Below are 21,185 nucleotides of genomic sequence, written 5' to 3' on the forward strand. Positions count from 1 at the left end.
TCCTTTATTTATCCTTTAGTATATTATCAATCTCTGTAAGGAGTTCAGATAATTTATGCTTATTTAATTTTCTACATATCCAGGGATTTTCATTACAGATGATACATTTTCTCGGCTGTAGTCCTAATTCTTTTCTGCTCAGAGAAATACCTCGTAATGAATACACATCAATATCATATAATCTGCCTATTCTATTCTCCTCTTCTATTTTTACTACTCTTTTTTTAGCAGTTAATTGGTCTACATTTACTATTATGATTAAGCTTTTGCCGTCATATCCTTCTAATAATCTTGAAAATATAATGGATTCCCTAAATTCCCCATATAATTTATCTAAAAGCATGTTGAAAATCTTATCGGCTGCAGATGTGTTTTTATTTGCTCCTGGATAATTGATCTTGCCACAAATTATTGGTAATCTATACCTTTCAATTAATTTTAATATATATTTATATCTTTCTTCTCTGGCTTTAAATATGTTATCAATCAATGTCTCAATTCACTTCCCTTTATTTTGTCTATTATCTTTCTTGCTTCAGATGATAGCAAAAATGAGTAGGTGGTTTCTGGAACTAGCTTTTTGATTTCTTTCCAATTATCTTCTTTAATATATTTTCGTACTGAGGATGCACTTACTTCCTTACTATCAACAGTAACCCTATCTATAATCTTTACCTCCACCCCATACCCAGGAAGTATTTCAGCAAGAACCTTGTTATATCCATAGGTTACACTACAATATGGCTCTGTTCCTAAATATCTCCTTTTTATATTAAAAGCTGTTGCAATATATTCACCAAAAATACCTGCATCTAACTGTTTGTATGCCCTATCCTTATGCTCTTCTTCTTTTATAAAATAGGAAGGAAAAGTATTAGAGCTTATGATGTAGTCTCCTCCAGAAACAACATGAACATTATTTAAATCCTTGATGCCCTCCTTAACCAATTTGTACCTCACATCAAAAGGAAAAGAAGATTTGTCTTCTTGGACTATAAAAACTATTACTGTTTCATTTTCACAAGCTGCTCTTTCTATGAGATATCTATGGCCTAATGTAAAAGGGTTGCAATTCATTACTATAGCCGCTTTATCTTCACGTCCAAATGAAGTTTGGCTTTTTATAGTTTTTATATACCTTCTTATATTGTCTGAGCTAGATTCAAGTAATGTAACATCCTTTGTTGAAAATATCTCATGATAGCCTAATTCACTAAATATATGCTTATTTACAGGTTTTGTAAATATAAATGTGTGAAATATACCCTTATCAAACATAATATTAGTTATTCGACTAATTAGTTTTGCTGCAATTCCTTCTCCTTGCAACTCCTTTTTTACTGCAAAACTCTTTACTACTTTACCCCCACAGGAACATGTACCTATAATATTTCCATCTATTTTAGCTACTATTGTTTGCTCCACATCCTTGTCTAGAGAAAGATTAAATTCTGATAAAAATTTCTCAACTTGGAGTCTTTCTGTACTTTCTAAATCTATTGTCTCTATTATCAAAGACATATTCTCACCTTTTTATCTTTTTTACTATATCTATGATAGTTCCATCCCTATATTCTACAGCTGCAACTATTCTTTCATCTGTTTCTATCTCCATAGGCTTTCCTGTAATCCCCTCTGCTATTTTCTTTAATTTCTCTATACTCATAACCTTTATTTTGGATTTTTCTAACTTTGCAATTAAATCCTGTCTTTTTGGATTTACAGCAATTCCTCTTTCTGTTACTAAAACATCTACAGTTTCACCTGGAGTACTAACTGTAGTAACCTTATCAACTATAACTGGAAGTCTACCCTTAAACAGTTGGGAAACAACTATAGCCAATTTAGATCCTGCAGCAGTATCACTATGTCCTCCTGAACCTCCCATTATAATTCCATTTGAACCAGTAGTTACATTTACATTAAAGTCTGTATCAATTTCAGTTGCACCTAGTATCATAAGATCTAGATTGTTTACAACTGCTCCTTTATTGTGGGGATTTCCATACATAGTTGCTGTCATTGGTTGATGACTTTTATTATTTTTAAGGGATTCAATGGCACGCAAATCGAAGCATTGAACATCTAAAATCGAATCAAACAAACCTTCCTCAAGCATATCAACCATATATCCTGTAATTCCACCAGACATAAAACTACCTTTTATATTTTTATCTTTCATTATTTCTCTAATGCTGGCAGCTACTGCTAAAGATATTCCTCCTGCCCCTGTTTGGAATGAAAAGCCATCCTTTAATAGTCCAGAGGCTTCTATTACCTTGGCTGCAAGCGTGGCAATTTTTAAGCCTATAGGATCCTTTGTTATTCTTGTGGTACCTGACACTATACCCTCTGGATCCCCTATCTTATCTACAACTACAATATAATCTACATAGTCTTGGCTAATTTCAATGGGACATACTGGGTAGGATACAAGATTATCAGTTATTGCAACAACCTTTTCTGCATAATAGGCATCGGATATGGCATATCCTAATACACCGCAAGCAGATTTTCCATAGACTCCATTTATATTCCCATAACTATCACAGGTAGAAGATGCTATAAATGCCACATCTATTTTTATATCTCCACTTTCTATGGCCCTTGACCTTCCCCCATGGGTGTGCATTATTATTGGATTTTCAAGTATCCCTTCTGAAATAGCATCTGCCACCGGACCAGACATATAGGATGTATATAGTCCAGTTACTACGCCTGATTTCATATGGTCTATTAATGGTGAATGGATAGGAAATATTGAGCTAGCTGCTATTTTAATATCCTTTATGCCCATACTAGCTATCTGATTCATTACCATATTAACTACATAATCTCCATTACGTAAATGATGGTGAAAAGAAATTGTCATTCCATCTTTTAGGCCAGATTTTTTAATAACTTCCTCTAAATTATCTAATACCTTCTTTTCATCAGGCATTATACTCTTAGCTCTTACCTGAGTTTTAATTATATCTGCCATATTGTCATAAGCCCCAGTAAAGGGCTTCACTTCCTTGTAATAGCCTTTAATAGTCTCTGGTATTTCTCTTCCTAAAGAATTCTTCATCAAATTCACCCCCCTCTAAATAACTCCTGCAGTTTTTGCTTTCTCAAGTATTGTTTCAGCCCTATCAATTATAGGTGCATCGACCATTTTACCTTGATATGAAAATACTCCTTTCCCTTTTCCCTTTGCTTCTTCCATTGCCTTAATCACATTTTGAGCATATTCTATCTCATCAATTGTTGGTGTAAATACCTGATTTATAATCTCTATTTGCCTAGGATTTATAGCTGCTTTACCTGTCATACCCAAACCCTTTCCACGAATAGTATCTTTTCTTAATCCTTCAAAATCATCTACATCTGCAAAAGGTGTATCTATTGCATCAATTTTATATGTTTTACATATATGGGCTATTCTAGATCTAGCATAAAGTATCTCTTGTCCTTCTTTTGTTCTAGTTACTTCAAGGTCAGCAGTCAAATCTTCTGCTCCTAATAGTACAGCTATTGTCCTGTTTGAAGCACTGATAATATCCGCAATGTTTTCAATAGAATAGGCAGTCTCAGCAATAGGAATAAGCTTTATAGTATTTTCTAAAATACCTTCCTTCCTTTCTATTTTTCCAACTAATTTACAAATCTCCTCCATATCTTCTTCGGTTGCCATGGGAATCATAAATGCATCTGGTTTTGCTTTTGTAATCACCTGAATATCTTTGATTCCAAATGGACTTGAAGGGGAGTTAATTCTTACTACTATTTCACAGCCATAAAAATCCACATGTTTTAAAGCGTTATGTACTAAATCTCTAGCTGCGTCTTTTTCTTCTATGCTGACGGAATCTTCTAAATCCAATATAATACTATCTGCTCCTAGGACTCCAGCATTCTGTATCATATTTGGATTGTTCCCAGGCATGAAAAGTATAGTTCTTCTCAATCTATTCATCACTATCCTCCTTTCCTAATTAGCTCTATTGATTGCCGTTTCTAATCGTGCCCTGATTGTATAATCAAGTGCCCCACGATCGTTTGCAATAATTTTTATATCTTCTATTTCCAAATCTTTTAAAGTCTGTCTCATAACATTTTGGATTTGCTTGCCAAACTGCTTTAACACAATACTATCCAGTTGAATTTCTATACCCTGACCCTGGTTAGGCTGTACCATAATATATATATCACTTGATTCTAATGTTCCTGCCCTAGCAGGCTTATTTATTACCATTCAACCCCTCCTTTCATAACCGTTAATAAATAAAAAACCTTAAGTGATAAAAGTCACCTAAGGCAAATATTAAATCATATTCATCACTTACCACAGCCTATTTATTTTCCGTAGTCGTAAATTAATCTGATTAAGTGGTATTGTTAATTAAGTTGTTTATATTTAAAATTATATAATATTATTTTATTATTTTAACTTTAAAAAATATTCTAATAATTTAATTAATAAAAAAATTATATAACAACAAAATAATCAATTGACTTTTTTATAAAGGTAATTTGGTCGTCCAACAGAACCATATTCAAGGATACGAACAATAAATCCAATTTTTTCAAGATACTTCATATATCTTCTTACTGTAACAGTTGTAACCTTTAATCCTTCCGCAATCTCATCTGCACTTAAGGGATTGTCCCCATTAGTATCTACAAATGTCATAACTCTATTTAATGTCAGCCTGTTTAATCCCTTAGGAATTACATTGTCTGTTGAAAGCATTTTACTAATCAATATTTTATCCAGTTCCTCTTGTCTAATGGTATTTTTCATGCTAAGTGTATTATATCTTGATTGATAATTTTCTAATGCCATTTTTAGCCTTTCGTATTCAAAGGGTTTAATCAGATAATCAACAACGCCTAATTTTAGAGCCTTATCTATTTTATCAACCTCTGCAGAAGCAGTAACCATTATGACATCACAATCTACCTGATTTTTTCTTATCTGTTCCAGAATATATATTCCATCCTCATCTGGTAAATAAATATCTAAAATAACTAAATCAATTTTCTTCTTTTTTAAAAAAGATATTGCTTCCTTATAATCTTTTACTATTCCTACAACCTGAAACCCTTCAACACTTTCCACATAGCCTTTATTTATCTTGGCAACCATGGGATCATCTTCAACTATTAGCACTCTGGACATTCCTTCTCTCCTCCTTAGGTATTATCACCTTAAAAGTAGTACCTTCCCCAATCGATGAGCTAACTTTTATTACACCATAGAGCTTTTCTACCTTTTCCTTGACTAAAGCTAGTCCAATTCCTCTGTTCTCAGATTTAGTACTATATCCTCTTTCAAATATCTTTTCTATGTATTCTTTCTCAATACCTAAACCATTATCATTTATAGTTATTTCAATTTTATCTTCTAATTCATCAATAGACAGAGATACTCTTTTATTATCTTTGTTTTCCTTTACGGTAGCTTCAAAAGCATTTTCTATTAAATTCCCTATTATTATTACTAATGCTGTAGCCTTGTCCTTGTCATCAATAGCCTGGATTGGAGAAGTGCTATTTATATGAAAGTTTATTCCTAACTCCTTAGCTCGACTAATTTTTCCTAGTACAATGCCTGCTAATACTGGATCATTTATTTTTTTCATTACTGAAACCAAAAGCTGTTCACGAGTATCTTTAATATTTAATATATATCTTTTTATCTCCTCTATATCCCCAATTCTGACCAAACCTAAAATAACATGGAGCTTATTTAAAAACTCATGGGAATTAGCCCTTAAGGTCTGAACCACTTCATTAAATCCGGTAATTTCCTCAGCTAATCTTGTTAACTCTGTCTTGTCTCTAAAGGATGCAATAACACCAATAGTTTCACCTTTATTAATAATGGGTACTATATTCATAACTATATTAATTCCATATAGATCTTTTTCCTTTTCTTTAAGTGGAATTCCTGTTTCAAGGACTTCTTCTAATCCACTATTGGGAAACATATCAAAAATTTTTTCTCCTATAGGGTTTTTTCCTTCTATCCCAAGTATAGATTTGGCTGAATCATTTATCATTGTAATTCTTTTATGTTGATCAATGGATATAATCCCCTCTTGAATAGCCTGTAGCATACCATTTTTTTCAATATATAGTCTACTTATTTGATGAGGTTCCAGTCCCAAGAGAGTTTTTTTAATGTTACTGCTAAAAAATATCGCACCTATTAAACCTAATATAAGCCCTCCTGTTGAATATAAAATAATGGTTTTTAAGGCATCTTTTTGTAATGCAATTATCTCTTCAACTAATGTACCCACCATAATAAAGCCTACTTGTTTTCCTTTTGAATTACATATTGGTGCAAAGGCTCTAAGAGATGGGCCTAATGTACCTACTGCCTCTGAAATATAAGATGCTCCCGTTTTTGTAACTTTTTCTTCATCTCCCCCCACAAAACAACGGCCCAATCTATCGGCTTTAGGATGAGCAAATCTCCTTCCCTCCATATTAGCTACTACAATCATATCTATATCCTTTAAAGCCTTCAATTGTTCATATGTATAATTTTGTATAAATCCGCTAGGATCTCCTTGTCCTAATATATCCCCAAAATAAGGATAGTTAGATATACTTAGAGCTGTATTCATGTTATTTACTCTAATCTTTTCTTTTAAATTGTTTACAGTCCAAATTGAAAAAAATATAGAAATGAAAACTACTGATGCTATAATGATAAAACTGGTGAAAAGCATTATCTTAGTTTTAAGACTTAATTTTGATATTTCCATAACCACCCTCCTTATGACCTGACTAGAACTGATAATAAACATTTTAAATATTACTTAATTGAAGCTACTAATATTGTCAAAACAATGTACCTAAATGCAATAAATACTATTACTATGCAAATTTCCTTTATAGTTAAACCCATATGAGTAAAAAAATCATAAGACTATGTATCACTTCGACAAAAATTTTATAATTCCTGTATTCTTCTTTATCATATTTTCTATAATATATTCTAATGTAGTATCCGCCTTCTTAATGGAATATCTAGTTGTAATAATAAAATGTCCAGGATTAATCCAATACATCCCATCAGGAACTTCCATAACATCTATACATTTTATTTCATTCTCTAGCCCACCTTCACCAGCCAACAATTTAAATTGTTTAAAATCATTATTTAATTTAAATAAATCCTTCACAATCATGTTTTCACTCCCTAGTTGATAAACATAATATCATACATATAGATATATTTGGCCACTCAAATCTTAATTTTTTTATTAATCCATTTATATCATTTACTCTATAAATTAAATTCATCTAAAAAACCCTTTAAAGGATCACTCCTTTAAAGGGCAAATACTTAAGCAAGTCTTATTGCTAATTTTAATGCTTCCTTCACATTTCAGTAGTCTCTTAAGTTCCTCCCTCTATTATTTATATGATTTGCTTAATTCAGCATAATTTCTTAATTTTTCTTGTACAAGATAGTTTATAGTTCCTTTTTCATATTGGTTATTGTTATTTAATTTGCCCGCTTTAATTCGTGTTAATATTTCAATACCTTCATCTATAGTTCTTACAGCATATATCCTGAACTTATTATTCCTCACTGCTTCTATTACTTCATCTTTAAGCATTAAGTTTTGAATATTTTGGTGTGGAATAATTATTCCCTTTTCTCCTGTTAATCCTTTTAACTTGCAAATCTTATAGTAACCTTCTATTTTCTCATTTACTCCACCTATTGGCTGTATAAATCCTTTTTGATTCACTGAACCAGTTACTGCAATGGATTGTTTTATAGGCTTACCTGATAAACTGGATAATAGTGCATATAATTCAGTACTTGAAGCACTATCTCCATCTATTCCGCCATAGGACTGTTCAAAAGTTATACTTGCAGTTAATGTTAATGGAAAATCTTTAGCATATTTTTCTCCTAAATAACCACCTAGTATTAAAACCCCTTTATCATGAATACTACCAGACTGTTTAACTTCTCTTTCTATATTTATAATTCCTTCTTTTCCTGCAAATGTATTTACTGTTATCTTATTAGGTCTTCCAAACATATATTGGCCTATATTCACTACTGATAAACCATTGATTTCACCAATTTTTTCTCCTTTTGTATCTATTATTATAATACCGGATTCAATTGCTTCAGTCATCTTCTCTTCATGAATATTATTTCTAAAGTCCCTCTTCTCTATTGCTATATTTACTTCATCCTTAGTCACTATGGATTTGTCTCTTATGTTTGCCCATTGATCAGCCTCATATATTATTTCTACAAGATCATTAAATCTTGCCGTAAGTTTATCCTGATGAGCAGCTAAACGACTGCTATATTCAATAATTGTAGCTAAGCCAGTATTATCAAAAGGTTTTAGGTTTTGTTCTTTACACTGATATGCAACAAAAGAACCAATCTTTCTAATATTTTCTAAGTTTCTATCCATTTCAATATCAAAATCTGTTCTAATTTTAAATAATTTCTTAAAATCATCATCATAATTATATAGTAATTGATATATTTTAAAATCACCTATTAATATTACCTTTATATCTAATGGGATAGGCTCTGGGCTTAGTGTTTCTGATATAATGTTTAAACCAGTAATATTTTCTACCTTTAATTGTTCAGTGATTAAGGCTCTCTTTAAACTTTCCCATGTTTTGCCGCTCTGTAATATATCTTTAACCTGTAATATAATATATCCTCCATTTGCCTCATGTAATGAACCTGGTTTTATCTGTGTATGATCTGTTTTATATCCGCCAAATTGATTTATATAGTCAATCTTTCCAAATAGATTATAATAAGTTGGATTCATCTCTTTAACAACAGGAGCCTTTTTCTTATAGCTATTATCCATGAATAAATTGATCTCATATCTTTTCATAGTATCTTCTTCTGAATTTATCATAAAAGGAAACCCTTGTACTTGTCTTTCATTATCTTTTCCTAAAAATCCTTCATAGTTTTTAACTATATCATCTTTCATATCATTTAAATATTCACGTATCTTTTGGTTTTCATCATATTTCTCTATTAGTGGAGTTACATATTGATCTAGTACTTCTATTACCTTACTTTCCTTTAACTTTTTCATTTCTGTATTAAAATCATTTTCAACTTTCTTTATTCTTCTAACATAATCATAAGCTTTATGATTTAATTCATTTGATGTATTGGTTAAAGCTTCTATCTCTTCTTTTGACATATTGTTTAATTCTTCATCAGTAATAGGTTTGCCATCTTTTAAAGGAATGCTTAATATACCATTTTCAGTCTGTCTAAATACAAAATTATATTCATTGGCTAAATCATTTAATTCAGCTAGTATATTTTTGGCTTTCTTTTGATAAACTGTATAGGTTAAATTCCTACTGTTTTCATACTCCTTTGAATCTAATGCCTTTGGAATTTCTAATACCAGCTTTTTTATAACAGTATCCACATCTTTTTTAAATAATTTCCCCTGCCCAGTTTTTAAACTTATAGCTTTAGGAGAACTTGGTTTCTTAAAATTGTACACATAGCACCAATCTTTAGGTGCATCTTTCTTATCTGCAAATTTCTTGGTTACTAAATGAGAATAGCTATTTCTTCCTGTTCCTGTGAATCCTGAGACATAAATATTGTATCCCTTTCTACTAATGGACAATCCATATTTTAATGCTTCCATTGCTCTATCCTGTCCTATTAGCTCTCTAGATGTTGATAGATCTTCTGTAGTCTTAGATTCAAATACCTCACAATCACATTTCTTTTTAAGCTTATCTAATGAAACTAAATAATTGTCCATACTTTCACCTCCCCCATTATATATTCTATGTACCCAAATAAAAAGAATATATTATATTTGATTACTATTCTCTATCTATTTCTATATGGTATAATAATCTAAAGTTGTTTCTTTAATAAGCCTTCTCGTTAAAGCGAAGGAGGTGATAATTTGAGGAGCTTGCTGGGAAAAGTAAAACAAAAAATTAAAGAAACAACTATTAAGTCCATTATTGACATTTTGCATAAAATCTTGTTAATAATAAACTTGATTTTAAACATTTTTAAGAAACAATAATGGCAAAACCCTCAGAACTTGCCTTCTGAGGGTTTTTAATTCGATAACTTGATTCGCTTACTGGTATTTTCTTTTGTACTTTTATTATACCATACAAAAGAAATTTGTAAAGCACTATTTTAAGTCCATTATTAATACTATACATAAAATTTTATCATTAATATTATACCCAATTAACAACAAAAAAATAATTTTAAATTGATTAATTTAAATAATTTTATAAAGTAAAAACTCCTCTTATCTAAAACTCAATAATGCTTCCTATCCCTTTTTCTATTGCACTCTCATATATACGTTGCGCAGTTACTAAATCTAAAACAGCGCTTCCGGTAGTTTTAAATATAGTAATTTCATCGTCATTAGCACGTCCAGGTGCCTTGCCTGCAATAACCTCTCCTAGCTCTCCAGTTATCTTGTCTCCACTGTAAATTCCTTTATTTATAGGTATAATTAAGTCCCCAGATTCATTTAAAACACCATCGCGGGTGTCTACATAAACTTTATCTGCATGCGTTATGATATATTCATCAAGTTCATGCATTTCCGGAGTATACGATCCGACGCCGTTTATATGACATCCTCTTTTTACTAGTCTACCATCGAAAGCAGGAGTTTTAGTAGTTGTAACGCTGGTAATAATATCTGCATCCTCAATAGCTTCAGCAGACGATTTAGCGGTAATAATCTTTACATCAAACTTCTCTCCAAATGCTTCTGTCATACGTGATGCAAAGTTTTCAGCTCGTTCCATGTTTATATCGAAAACTTTTACTATCTCTATTGGACGGACAGTAAGGATTGCTTCAAGCTGAGTCTTAGCTTGTCCTCCTGTACCAAACAATGCAAACACCTTACTATCTTTACGAGCAAGAAGATCCATAGCAGCTCCGGATACTGCCCCAGTACGAATTTGTGTCAAGCAAGTACCATCCATTAAACTGCAAACTTCGCCTGTCTCACTATTCTTCAAAACCATGGTTGCCGGTACACCAACCAAGCCCTTTTCAATATTTTTAGGATAAACAGAGATAATTTTTACACCTAATGCATTAGCATTAGCAACATAACCAGGCATATAGAGACTCTGCCCTTCATGCTTTGGTACATCAATATTTACACGTAATGGTATTACACTTTTCCCCAATGAGTACAGTTCTAATGCATCCTTATCTGCTTGAATAGCTTCCTCCATAGAAAATACTCTTTTCATATCATTCTGATTTAAAACAACAATTTTCATTGTGATAATTCCACTCCTTTTCTCATTAAATTTTCCCACGCTCATGAGTACGGAAACAGCACTATAAAATCAAACCTTCAGTTATTATTATAGTCCCGAATAAAGTCTTTATCAATAACTTAACAAAAGGTCCTTGTTATTATCTTTTGATTATGTCAAAATAAGTATATGAAAATAGAAGAGCCTTTTACCGCATTACTTTTACATTTCTTCATTATAAATAATCTTTACTGTATGGCCTTCAATTTTATATAATATATAAAACAGTACCTATATTGGTACAAGGAGGATATGAATTTCAATGATTAATGTGGAATTAAAACCAGAAGATGTGAAAAATATTCTTGAAGAACATAACAATTTCTTCAATACTAACCAAACAAAAAGCATAGATTTTCGATTGGAACAATTAAGTAAATTGAAAGAAAATATTATAAAATATGAATCAAAAATAATAAAAGCGCTTCAGGAAGACTTAGGAAAACATCCTTTTGAATCCTACACTACAGAAATCGGATTCACATTAAACAGTATCTCTTACACTATGAAAAATTTAAAAAAATGGGCAAAACCTAAAAAAGTAAAAACACCATTAACTTTATTTCCATCAAAAAGTCGTATTGTACATGAACCTTATGGTACAGCATTAGTAATTGCTCCATTTAATTATCCCTTTCAGCTGGTAATAGAACCTCTTATAGGCGCTATTGCAGCAGGAAACTGTGTTGTTCTCAAAACCTCAGAAATGGTTCCAAATATATCAAATATAACTGTAGAAATGATTGAAAATACTTTTCATAAATCCTATGTAAGAGCTTTACATGGGGGAGTGGAGACAAGTACCTCTTTAATTAACTCAGCCTTTGATTATATATTCTTCACTGGGAGTGTTTCAGTAGGAAAAATTGTAATGGAAGCAGCTTCTAAAAACCTTGTACCTATTACTCTTGAACTTGGAGGTAAAAGCCCTGTTATTGTGGACAAAAACACCAATATAAAAATAGCTGCTAGAAGGATTATATGGGGCAAAACCGTAAATGCAGGACAAACCTGTGTTGCTCCTGATTATGTAATAGTACATAAAGATATTAAAGAAAAACTCATCGTTGAAATGAAAAAATCCCTTATAGCCTTTTATGGAACAGACATTGAAAAAAATAAGGATTTTGGCCGTATAGTAAATATTAAACAGTTTAATCATTTAAAGAATATACTGGAAAAGGATAAAAATCAAATTATATATGGAGGAAAAACCAATGCTGATACCCTTTTTGTTGAACCTACCTTAATAGAAGCTAACTGGGACTCAGCATCAATGAGAGATGAACTATTTGGACCTTTGCTTCCTATTTTGACCTATGGGAATTTAGATCAAGTCATTAAATCCATTAAAAAACTTCCTATGCCATTGGCCTTATATATATTTACATCTGAAAAGGAAATTGAAGAAAAGATACTCAGCCAAATACCTTCGGGTGGTGTAAGTATCAATAATACTATAATGCATCTAGCAAATCCTGAACTACCCTTTGGTGGAGTAGGTACCTCTGGAATAGGTGCCTATCATGGATATTATAGCTTTGCTACTTTTTCACATAAAAAAAGCCTTCTTAAAACCACCACTAAAATAAATATACCCATGCTCTTCCCACCTTTTACAAAAAAGAAATTAAAGTTGATCCGTCGCTTTTTAAAGTGAGGGATCAACCTTCATCAAATAAAATCCTTTCCAACTGACATTATTTTGGCAATGCCTTTTATCACATTATACTATTATTGTTACTTTCCTGTACTAATGCCTATTCTAAGCTTTGAAAAAGCATATTATTAATAATATGCTTTGCTACTTAACGACAAATGAAATCTTGACATTTAACCTATAATTAACTATTTTATTGTTCTCAACAACAGCCTGCATATTGCTTACATAGACACTTTGAATATTGTCTATTGTCTTTGATGCTTCTGTAACTGCTTCTTGAGCTGCAGCTTCCCAACCATTGACTGATTCTGAAAGAAGTTCTATAACTTTAACGACTGCCATCCTATCCCTCCAATCCTATATTGATATTAAATTTATTATATTTTCATCATTATTATATCCAAACTCAATCTATATATTATTGTAAAAGCACCTATCATCTAGATAAGTGCTTAAATCATATATCAACTATATTCCATCATATTATACATCTCTATTTAAGACATTGTATAGTGAACTAATAGGTAAGTATCTGGTATAGATATTTGTTGACTTTAAATGTGATAATCATTAAAATACAATATGTAGTTATGGATTGGAGATGAGATTTTGAGGGACAAAAATGATTTTTCTAAGGGAAGTGTCATAAACAACATAATGAGTATGGCTATACCAATGATTTCAGCTCAAATAGTTAATGTTCTTTACAATATTGTAGATCGATTATATATTTCACAAATGCCTGGAGATTCATTCTCCGCATTAACTGGAGTAGGAATTTGTCTACCAGTTATCTCTATAGTTATGGCTTTTGCCAATCTATACGGAATGGGTGGTGCCCCTTTATGTTCCATAGAGAGAGGTCGAGGAAATTACGATGAAGCAGAGAAAATAATGGGAAATTCTTTTATAATGCTCATATCTACTGGAATTATACTAACTATTTTAGGATTAATATTTAAAAAACCTATGCTATATTTATTTGGCGCCAGTGATATAACTTACAAATACGCTAGCCAGTATATAACCATATACTTAATTGGAAATATATTCGTAATGCTTAGTTTGGGTATGAACCATTTTATAAATTCCCAAGGTTTCGGACGTGTTGGAATGATAACAGTAATATTAGGTGCTATAGCCAACATAATTCTTGATCCTATATTTATATTCCTATTTGACATGGGAATTAGAGGTGCAGCCATAGCAACAATTATATCCCAATTTTTATCAGCAACATGGGTACTTAAATTTTTAACAGGAGAAAATGCTATATTCCGATTAAATAAAGAAAGCTTTATATTAAAATGGAATAGAGTTAAAAACATATTGGAATTGGGTACTTCAGGATTTGTAATGCAGTTTACAAACTCTCTAGTTCAGATTATATTAAATACTACCCTCCAACAATTTGGAGGAGATCTATATGTGGGAATTATGACTGTTATTAGTTCAATTAGAGAATTTGTTATGATGCCAATTTCAGGATTAACCCGTGGTTCACAACCAGTTATGGGTTTTAACTATGGAGCAGGTGAATACAGTAGAGTAAAGAAAAGCATCAAATTTATCACTTTATGTTCCCTTACAATAAACACTTTAATGTGGTTAGTGATTCAAAGCTTCCCTGGATTCTTCATAAGCATCTTTAATAATGACCCAGAGGTAATAAAAGCAGGAATACCTATGATAAGAATATTCTATTCAGGGTTTTTTATAATGAGTTTACAACACTCAGGCCAAGCTATCTTTGTAGCACTAGGAAAATCAAAGTTTGCCATATTCTTTTCTATATTAAGAAAAGTAATTCTTGTAATTCCCTTAGCTTTGATACTTCCTAGAATTTTATCTTTTGGGTATATAGGAGTATTTTTATCTGAACCGCTATCTGAATTTATAGGTGGTGTTGCCTGTTTTACTACCATGATACTTACAATAGGTAAAGAATTAAAAGAGGAAAAAGTTAAGGGCTAACAAAGACAGCCAGATTACTAGAAAGATACGCTAATAAATAATAAACTAGCTGTATCTCTTGATACAACTAGTTTATTATTTATCTTGACATAGGTAATAATATAATCTATTTAATCTCTATTGGGTTATTAGTATATTTTGATTGCATTTTTAAATATTTTGTTATAACTTCATCTAACTCTTGGCTTGTTTTCAACATTTTTTCTTTACTATTATCTGAAATGTTTTGGTGTAATCGACGTCTAACTTTTTCTATGCTTTTTCTTAAGTCGCTTAAATCATCTGTTTCTATCTGATTTTGATTCTTTTGTTCTTCCTTATTTACACTTTTATCTTCCATTGTTCATCTCCCTTGTTTTTATAAATCAAAACAACAAAAATATTATACCACTTATTTTGGTCTTTGCAAGTACTTATCCATTAATTGGATATTTCATAAATTTATGATTTTGATTTTCTACAAAAGAATGGATATGTTATAGAGATGAACAAAAGAATAGAATACTCATATAATAATAAAGGAAATGTTAAAAAAACGTTATAATGAAAATACGAAATTTAGTTTTACTTGTATTCTTTAAATGATATAATATATAAGGCAATCGGAATCGCAAAAATGCGATTCCACCAAGGCAATTAATCTAAATAATCACCCTGCTGGCTCACAGGGTGACTATTTTTTTCCTTTTTTGCTATCATCAATTAGATAGACAATAAAGGAGATTAGCGATACTACGAACATAGAAAACATTATCATTAAAGATAAAGATTCGTATGTATTCATATCGCAACCACCTCCTTTCTTTAATGAAACGAGGTGCAACCACACCCTGCTTATTCCGATCACCTTATTTTCAATTTTCTTTACTTATTTACTTGATTTTAACATTTATAAATCTATATTTCAATTACAATTCTGTTACATTATTACATTTGTGGTAATTTAGTTAATAATACCTATTGATAGTAAACAGGTAAATTTTGATAAATAAAAAAACCCAAGTAAAATCATTTTTTAACTTAGGTTTTCTAAAATGAAAATTGCACTATATTATATTTAGTTTAATAATGGCTCAGATGTGTAAAAGTACTTTTCGTCCATTTCCCTGCACGTATCTTACCAATACATATAATACAATCACTATCGCTAATATTTCTTCAAACTTTACAACATAATTTAAAAATAGAATAGAAATTCCTGAACTAGTCAAAAATCCATTAGCTAATTTAATAGATATTGCACTAATAACCAAAGGAAATGTAAAGGCTGCATAGCTAGGATAAAACTTTAGTTTCAATAACTTTGTTAATTGTACCAATGTCAATAAGTATGTGAACTGCGAGACAACTAATAGTATTGTAAATAATATCATATTTTTCTCTTGGAATGAACTCAAATATCCAGCTAAACAGAGACTAGCAGGTGCAGCGAAGATTATAAGGGTAGGCAAAGCTGGTTCTGGTATTTCTTTAACTATTAAAACTCTTTTGATAACAATTGGTATCAATATAGTATATGTTATTAGTCCGAACCAAAATAAACCCTTCCCAATATTCTCTAACTGAAATGTAGGTGCTGTTACACTTCCTACAACTATCCCAACATAAACAATAAACCAACTAGGGAATACTTTTTTTATATTAAAATTAAATACATATTTTATTGTAAAAATAATTGCTAATATAACATGTAATACTAGCCCAATAACCCATACTCCACAGGCTATACTGGAACTAAATTGAACAATATATGTGGATATTAGCATGATTCCCATGGATAAGGTTGGGAAAGTACTAGCTACAACTGGATTTTCTAGTTCTTCAGCTACTACCTCTGGATGCTTTGTAATTTTCAGTATTATTAAAACTAAAAGAGTTGCTGATAATATACCAAAAATATTTCTATAAATATTTCCATAAGATAAAACAAGATTTCCTAAAGATGCTAAAGCCAGCATTAACCCTGTAATAGGAATTGGTAATCTTTTTATTGTCTTTCCCATTAAATCACTCCATTCCTTTTATTCTACTACTACCTTTCCTTCTGAAATAAGCTTATCTGCAATCCACGCAGCTACTTCTCCTGTTATTTTGATACAATGTTTTTTTCTTCCAGGACTTTGAAAATTATCTCCAGCCCATTGTTTAGTAATTACTCTACAACAAGTTGAACCATATTCATCTTTAATATAATCATGTAAGGATGATGCAGCTGGAAACATCTTATCATTCATTGATTCTCCATGTACTCTTCCATAAATCATTCCGAGAGCCATTTGACCACCACTTACTGCTCCACATAGACATCCACTTTTCCCCATACCAATAGGAAATCCAGAAGCCATTTTTACAATATTCTCATCATAGGGTTTCCCTAACAAGTTATTTATAGTTTGAACTACTGATTCTGAACAAAAAAATTCGCCTCTTTCAAAATATCCTTCTGCTTCTTTTCTTACTTCTTCTATTAACTGTTCCTTTGTCATATATATTCTCCTTTCATATCTGCTATAATTTATCTATTTTTATTCACTACTAATATTATAGTAGGATGATTGCTTTTACAAATAGTATTTTTTAATAGGTTTTCATTGTTTTATAGATATATTTTATGGATATATTTGAAAGTATAATGCATTTTCAACCAATGATATTTCTTGATTTATGAATTTCTAAAAATTTATCAAAAATCAAAAAACTGTAATCGTGATGATTACAGTTTTTCATTATGGTCTACCTACGAGAACTCGAATATTTTTTCTTGCAAATTCATGTATCTTTGAGTTTGTAGAAGTAACTACAATTTTTTATTCATTAATTCCTACAAGTAGTTATCTATCTAACAAGCCATCCACCATCAACAGCCAATACATGCCCATTTAAATAATCAGAAGCTGGACTAGCTAAAAATACAATAGTTCCCATTAAATCAGAGGTTTCTCCCCACCTACCAGCAGGGATTCTTGACAATATTTCAGCATTTCTATTTTCGTCTTGTCTTATTGGAGCTGTATTATCAGTTTTTATATATCCTGGTGCTATTGCATTTATTTGAATATTCTTATCAGCTAATTCATTTGCAAATGCCTTGGTTAGCCCGGCTACTCCATGTTTACTAGCCGTATATGATGGTATAAATTTTCCACCTTGAAATGATAGCATGGATGCTATGTTAATTATTTTTCCTCTACCCTGCTTAATCATATATTTAACTGCTGCCTGAGATAAATAATATATTGAATTAAGATTAATATCTATAACATCCTCCCAATCCTTATCTTTAAATTCTGTAATAGGAGATCTCCGTATGGTACCTGCATTATTTACAAGTATATCAACTCTTCCATATACTTCAATGCATTTATTAATAACACCTTTTGCCATATCCTTATTACATAAATCCACTTGCATGAATTCTACTCTTCTATTTTCTTTCTTAATTAAAGCCTTTATTTCTTCCCAATTTTTTTTGGAATGACATGGTAAAAAAATGTCTGCACCTGCCTTTGCTAGAGCAACTGCATAGGCTAAGCCTAATCCTTTATTACCTCCTGTAATAATTGCAACATTGTCTTTTAAAGAAAATATCTCCATATTAAACTTATCTAATCCACTGAATATCTCATCCATAATTTAGATTCTCCTTTATCTTATTTTAGAATTATCTATATGGTCCATATCTGTAAACTCTATATTTTCTCCTACCATACCCCAAATAAATGTGTAGTTTTGATTACCAACGCCTGAATGTATAGACCAGCTTGGTGAGATAACCGCTTGTTCATTTCTCATAACAATATGTCTTGTTTCACCTGCTTCTCCCATTAAATGAAAAACTACTCCATCTTCATCCATATCAAAATACAAATATACTTCCATCCTTCTATCATGAGTATGGACAGGGAAAGTATTCCATACATTGTTTGGAGCTAACATTGTAAGTCCCATCACTAATTGACAGCTTTCACAAATGTTTGGATGAATATATTGATATAACTTTCTTTCATTTGACGTAGACAAACTACCTAAATGTTGAGGCTTAATATCCTTCATATCAATTTTTACTGTAGGATACTCCTTATGAGCTGGAGCACTATTTAAATAAAATCTTGCAGGATTATTGCTATCAGCACTCTCAAAAACTACTTCCTTAACTCCTTTACCTACATATAGCCCATCCTTATTATTCATTTCATATTTTATTCCATCTAATGCTACATATCCTTTGGGACCAATGTTTATAATTCCAAGCTCTCTTCTTTCTAAGAAGTAATTCGTTCCCAATTCTTTCCCAACAGGTAATTCTAGTGGAGCAACTGGTATTGCACTTCCAACAATTATTCTATCGATATGACTATAAACTAGCTTTAATTCTCCTTTTTTAAACAAATCATCGATTAAAAAATTATCTCTTAGTTCCTTTGTATCAAGACCCTTTGCTTCATCTGGACTAACAGCATATCTAACTTCCATTTATATTCCTCCTCATTATATTCTTTAGATACTCTAATGTCATTATTTACACTAGAGCTATGGAATAAATATATCTAAAAGAATCCCTTTTTAGTACATTTACATCCATTATTAGTAAACATATTTTTTCAAAGTTTTTCTGATCACACCCTTTCCTAATACCAATTCTTCAAAATAGTCTTCAACTTTTTGTCCTAAGTCTACATCATAAAGATTTACTCCGAAAATATTTGCATTTGATAAAATAGGTTTAAGTTGATCATGGAATGGTCCCTTATCTCCAAGATTAATATTTGCCACATGGGGTACTACCTCTTTAAGGAGTGGATCTGGGCTTAATTCCATCTTATCACCATTATCATTAATACCCATTAAGTACCTGCACCATCCAGCTAATACAAGAGGAATAAGCTTTAAATCTGTAACATTTAAATCCTCTCTTGCTTGATATGCTCTTATGGTCTCTCCAAAACGAATTCCTAGCTTCTGAGAAGTATCAGTGGCTATTCGCTGAGGTGTATCTGGCATAAATGGATTTGGAAATCTTACTTGAAGAACTTCATCAATAAACTCCTTTGGATCAATTATTCCAGGATTCACAACTACAGGAAAACCTTCCTCATACCCAATCTTCTCGACTAAAGTTTTTAACTCAGGATCTTCCATCTCCTTTGAAATCAAATCATATCCTAACAAACAACCAAATATTGCAAGGGTTGTGTGAAGAGGATTAAGACAAGTACAAACCTTCATTCTCTCTACCTTCTCAACAGTCTCCCTATCTGTAAAGATAACGCCACCTTCTTCAAGATTCGGTCTATCATTAGGAAAAACGTCCTCTATTATCAAGTACTCTGATTCCTCTGCATTTACGAAGGGAGCTACATGACTTTTTTTTGATGTGATTAAATCCTCTACATCTTTAAAACCACTATCCTTCAGCATATTTCTCACACTTGAATCAGGTCGAGGTGTAATCTTATCAATCATAGACCAAGGAAAAGATACAAACCTCGGATCATCAATATAATTTTTAAAACCTTCTTTCACTAAACCCTTTTCCACCCATTTTTCAACATAAGTATTTACAGACTCATAAAGCTTTGTTCCATTATGAGACATATTATCCATACTAACAAGAGCTATTGACTGTTTACCATATAGATATCTTTCATATACAAGAGATGTTACTTGTCCAATATAACTAATTGGACTTTGAGGACCATTCTCAAAATCCTCAACCACTACAGATAAATATTCTCCCTTACTATCCTTCAATTTATATCCCTTTTCAGTTATAGTAAAACTAACCATTTGCAGACTAGGGTTTACAAAAATCTCTTTTAATCGTCTCCAATTTGTTTCATTTTGTACATCTAATTCTAAGGATTCAGCAATGCTTGCAATAACAGTTTTTTCTATGCTACCATCTACCTTTAATGTAATAAGTACTGTGAGATTGTCATGGGATTGATATATTGTTTCTATACTATCTCCTCCTACCACAACAATACCTTTGTCACTTTTACCTTCGTTTAAAATTCTTTGTTGAACATTTGCCATGAATGCCCTAAAAATATTACCAGCACCAAAATGAATCCAATTAGGGCTTTTTTTAGTATCTTCTCTTATCTGTTCAATATTATATTTGGGAAGCTTAAATCCAGCTCTTTCCCAATCATGATTATCCTTTAAAGCATCTAAGTTTAATTTCAATGCAAAC

Annotated in this window: 20 protein-coding genes; 2 read left to right on the plus strand and 18 right to left on the minus strand. The window is 31.3% G+C overall.

Annotated elements, in window-relative coordinates; all coding sequences use genetic code 11:
* Window positions 1–4: 4 nt before the first annotated feature.
* From citX to K8M07_RS02055, 10 genes are all read right to left on the minus strand, one after another.
* The gene (citX, locus tag K8M07_RS02010; RefSeq protein WP_223376185.1) at window positions 5–490 is read right to left on the minus strand and encodes a citrate lyase holo-[acyl-carrier protein] synthase; all 486 of its coding nucleotides are present in this window, start codon (window positions 488–490) and stop codon (window positions 5–7) included.
* The gene (gene citC / locus K8M07_RS02015; RefSeq protein WP_223376186.1) at window positions 487–1,521 is read right to left on the minus strand and encodes a [citrate (pro-3S)-lyase] ligase; all 1,035 of its coding nucleotides are present in this window, start codon (window positions 1,519–1,521) and stop codon (window positions 487–489) included. Before citC ends, citX begins: the two co-directional genes overlap by 4 nt.
* A gap of 4 nt (window positions 1,522–1,525) precedes the next feature.
* On the minus strand, window positions 1,526–3,070 hold the full coding sequence (citF, locus tag K8M07_RS02020; protein WP_223376188.1) for a citrate lyase subunit alpha: 1,545 nt from the start codon (window positions 3,068–3,070) through the stop codon (window positions 1,526–1,528).
* A gap of 15 nt (window positions 3,071–3,085) precedes the next feature.
* Complete coding sequence (locus K8M07_RS02025) at window positions 3,086–3,958, minus strand: HpcH/HpaI aldolase/citrate lyase family protein (RefSeq protein ID WP_223376189.1); 873 nt, start codon at window positions 3,956–3,958, stop codon at window positions 3,086–3,088.
* A gap of 15 nt (window positions 3,959–3,973) precedes the next feature.
* Window positions 3,974–4,237: a citrate lyase acyl carrier protein gene (gene citD, locus K8M07_RS02030; protein ID WP_223376190.1), complete on the minus strand. Its 264-nt coding sequence runs from the start codon at window positions 4,235–4,237 to the stop codon at window positions 3,974–3,976.
* Between the two features lie 252 nt (window positions 4,238–4,489).
* The gene (locus tag K8M07_RS02035) at window positions 4,490–5,164 is read right to left on the minus strand and encodes a response regulator (protein ID WP_223376191.1); all 675 of its coding nucleotides are present in this window, start codon (window positions 5,162–5,164) and stop codon (window positions 4,490–4,492) included.
* A complete protein-coding gene (locus K8M07_RS02040; protein ID WP_223376192.1) occupies window positions 5,142–6,761 on the minus strand; it encodes an ATP-binding protein in 1,620 nt (539 codons plus the stop codon). Before K8M07_RS02040 ends, K8M07_RS02035 begins: the two co-directional genes overlap by 23 nt.
* 171 nt (window positions 6,762–6,932) lie before the next feature.
* A complete protein-coding gene (locus tag K8M07_RS02045; RefSeq protein ID WP_223376194.1) occupies window positions 6,933–7,187 on the minus strand; it encodes a PucR family transcriptional regulator ligand-binding domain-containing protein in 255 nt (84 codons plus the stop codon).
* Window positions 7,188–7,415: 228 nt separating this feature from the next.
* The gene (locus K8M07_RS02050) at window positions 7,416–9,797 is read right to left on the minus strand and encodes a Lon protease family protein (protein ID WP_223376195.1); all 2,382 of its coding nucleotides are present in this window, start codon (window positions 9,795–9,797) and stop codon (window positions 7,416–7,418) included.
* Between the two features lie 517 nt (window positions 9,798–10,314).
* Window positions 10,315–11,313 carry an ornithine cyclodeaminase family protein gene (locus tag K8M07_RS02055; RefSeq protein WP_223376196.1) on the minus strand — a complete coding sequence of 333 codons (999 nt, stop codon included), beginning with the start codon at window positions 11,311–11,313 and terminating at the stop codon, window positions 10,315–10,317.
* A 301-nt stretch (window positions 11,314–11,614) separates the two neighbouring features.
* Between K8M07_RS02055 and K8M07_RS02060 the strand changes: the two genes are divergently transcribed.
* Window positions 11,615–13,012, plus strand: a complete 1,398-nt coding sequence (locus K8M07_RS02060; RefSeq protein ID WP_223376198.1) for an aldehyde dehydrogenase — start codon at window positions 11,615–11,617, stop codon at window positions 13,010–13,012.
* Window positions 13,013–13,156: 144 nt separating this feature from the next.
* Here K8M07_RS02060 and K8M07_RS02065 read toward each other — a convergent pair whose 3' ends face one another.
* Window positions 13,157–13,357, minus strand: a complete 201-nt coding sequence (locus tag K8M07_RS02065) for a dodecin family protein (protein ID WP_223376200.1) — start codon at window positions 13,355–13,357, stop codon at window positions 13,157–13,159.
* A gap of 267 nt (window positions 13,358–13,624) precedes the next feature.
* Here K8M07_RS02065 and K8M07_RS02070 point away from each other — a divergent pair, with 267 nt between their 5' ends.
* A complete protein-coding gene (locus K8M07_RS02070; RefSeq protein WP_223376202.1) occupies window positions 13,625–14,989 on the plus strand; it encodes an MATE family efflux transporter in 1,365 nt (454 codons plus the stop codon).
* A gap of 106 nt (window positions 14,990–15,095) precedes the next feature.
* On the opposite strand, the gene K8M07_RS02075 is transcribed toward K8M07_RS02070, so the two are convergent.
* The 7 genes from K8M07_RS02075 to K8M07_RS02105 form a co-directional block, all read right to left on the minus strand.
* The gene (locus tag K8M07_RS02075; RefSeq protein WP_223376203.1) at window positions 15,096–15,329 is read right to left on the minus strand and encodes an aspartyl-phosphate phosphatase Spo0E family protein; all 234 of its coding nucleotides are present in this window, start codon (window positions 15,327–15,329) and stop codon (window positions 15,096–15,098) included.
* 333 nt (window positions 15,330–15,662) lie between these two features.
* Window positions 15,663–15,773, minus strand: coding sequence for a putative holin-like toxin (locus K8M07_RS02080; protein WP_223376205.1), 111 nt, complete (start codon window positions 15,771–15,773; stop codon window positions 15,663–15,665).
* A 289-nt stretch (window positions 15,774–16,062) separates the two neighbouring features.
* Window positions 16,063–16,992: a TDT family transporter gene (locus K8M07_RS02085; RefSeq protein ID WP_223376207.1), complete on the minus strand. Its 930-nt coding sequence runs from the start codon at window positions 16,990–16,992 to the stop codon at window positions 16,063–16,065.
* Window positions 16,993–17,010: 18 nt separating this feature from the next.
* Window positions 17,011–17,475: a C-GCAxxG-C-C family protein gene (locus tag K8M07_RS02090; RefSeq protein ID WP_223376208.1), complete on the minus strand. Its 465-nt coding sequence runs from the start codon at window positions 17,473–17,475 to the stop codon at window positions 17,011–17,013.
* A gap of 349 nt (window positions 17,476–17,824) precedes the next feature.
* On the minus strand, window positions 17,825–18,619 hold the full coding sequence (gene kduD / locus K8M07_RS02095; protein WP_263282406.1) for a 2-dehydro-3-deoxy-D-gluconate 5-dehydrogenase KduD: 795 nt from the start codon (window positions 18,617–18,619) through the stop codon (window positions 17,825–17,827).
* 15 nt (window positions 18,620–18,634) lie between these two features.
* Window positions 18,635–19,462, minus strand: a complete 828-nt coding sequence (gene kduI / locus K8M07_RS02100; protein WP_223376209.1) for a 5-dehydro-4-deoxy-D-glucuronate isomerase — start codon at window positions 19,460–19,462, stop codon at window positions 18,635–18,637.
* Window positions 19,463–19,573: 111 nt separating this feature from the next.
* Window positions 19,574–21,178 carry a mannitol dehydrogenase family protein gene (locus tag K8M07_RS02105; protein WP_223376210.1) on the minus strand — a complete coding sequence of 535 codons (1,605 nt, stop codon included), beginning with the start codon at window positions 21,176–21,178 and terminating at the stop codon, window positions 19,574–19,576.
* Between the last annotated feature and the right edge of the window lie 7 nt (window positions 21,179–21,185).

The organism is Schnuerera sp. xch1, from assembly GCF_019931165.1.
GTDB lineage: Bacteria > Bacillota > Clostridia > Tissierellales > Tepidimicrobiaceae > JAIOUP01.

Excerpts from the sequence above, each read along its gene's own strand:
- K8M07_RS02025 (WP_223376189.1), bottom strand. The coding sequence starts at position 3,958 with ATGAATAGATTGAGAAGAACTATACTTTTCATGCCTGGGAACAATCCA.
- K8M07_RS02085 (WP_223376207.1), bottom strand. The coding sequence starts at position 16,992 with ATGGGAAAGACAATAAAAAGATTACCAATTCCTATTACAGGGTTAATG.
- K8M07_RS02065 (WP_223376200.1), bottom strand. The coding sequence starts at position 13,357 with ATGGCAGTCGTTAAAGTTATAGAACTTCTTTCAGAATCAGTCAATGGT.
- K8M07_RS02090 (WP_223376208.1), bottom strand. The coding sequence starts at position 17,475 with ATGACAAAGGAACAGTTAATAGAAGAAGTAAGAAAAGAAGCAGAAGGA.
- kduI (WP_223376209.1), bottom strand. The coding sequence starts at position 19,462 with ATGGAAGTTAGATATGCTGTTAGTCCAGATGAAGCAAAGGGTCTTGAT.
- K8M07_RS02080 (WP_223376205.1), bottom strand. The coding sequence starts at position 15,773 with ATGAATACATACGAATCTTTATCTTTAATGATAATGTTTTCTATGTTC.
- citF (WP_223376188.1), bottom strand. The coding sequence starts at position 3,070 with ATGAAGAATTCTTTAGGAAGAGAAATACCAGAGACTATTAAAGGCTAT.
- kduD (WP_263282406.1), bottom strand. The coding sequence starts at position 18,619 with ATGGATGAGATATTCAGTGGATTAGATAAGTTTAATATGGAGATATTT.
- K8M07_RS02040 (WP_223376192.1), bottom strand. The coding sequence starts at position 6,761 with ATGGAAATATCAAAATTAAGTCTTAAAACTAAGATAATGCTTTTCACC.
- citD (WP_223376190.1), bottom strand. The coding sequence starts at position 4,237 with ATGGTAATAAATAAGCCTGCTAGGGCAGGAACATTAGAATCAAGTGAT.
- K8M07_RS02075 (WP_223376203.1), bottom strand. The coding sequence starts at position 15,329 with ATGGAAGATAAAAGTGTAAATAAGGAAGAACAAAAGAATCAAAATCAG.
- K8M07_RS02045 (WP_223376194.1), bottom strand. The coding sequence starts at position 7,187 with ATGATTGTGAAGGATTTATTTAAATTAAATAATGATTTTAAACAATTT.
- K8M07_RS02060 (WP_223376198.1), top strand. The coding sequence starts at position 11,615 with ATGATTAATGTGGAATTAAAACCAGAAGATGTGAAAAATATTCTTGAA.
- K8M07_RS02055 (WP_223376196.1), bottom strand. The coding sequence starts at position 11,313 with ATGAAAATTGTTGTTTTAAATCAGAATGATATGAAAAGAGTATTTTCT.
- citC (WP_223376186.1), bottom strand. The coding sequence starts at position 1,521 with ATGTCTTTGATAATAGAGACAATAGATTTAGAAAGTACAGAAAGACTC.
- K8M07_RS02050 (WP_223376195.1), bottom strand. The coding sequence starts at position 9,797 with ATGGACAATTATTTAGTTTCATTAGATAAGCTTAAAAAGAAATGTGAT.
- K8M07_RS02035 (WP_223376191.1), bottom strand. The coding sequence starts at position 5,164 with ATGTCCAGAGTGCTAATAGTTGAAGATGATCCCATGGTTGCCAAGATA.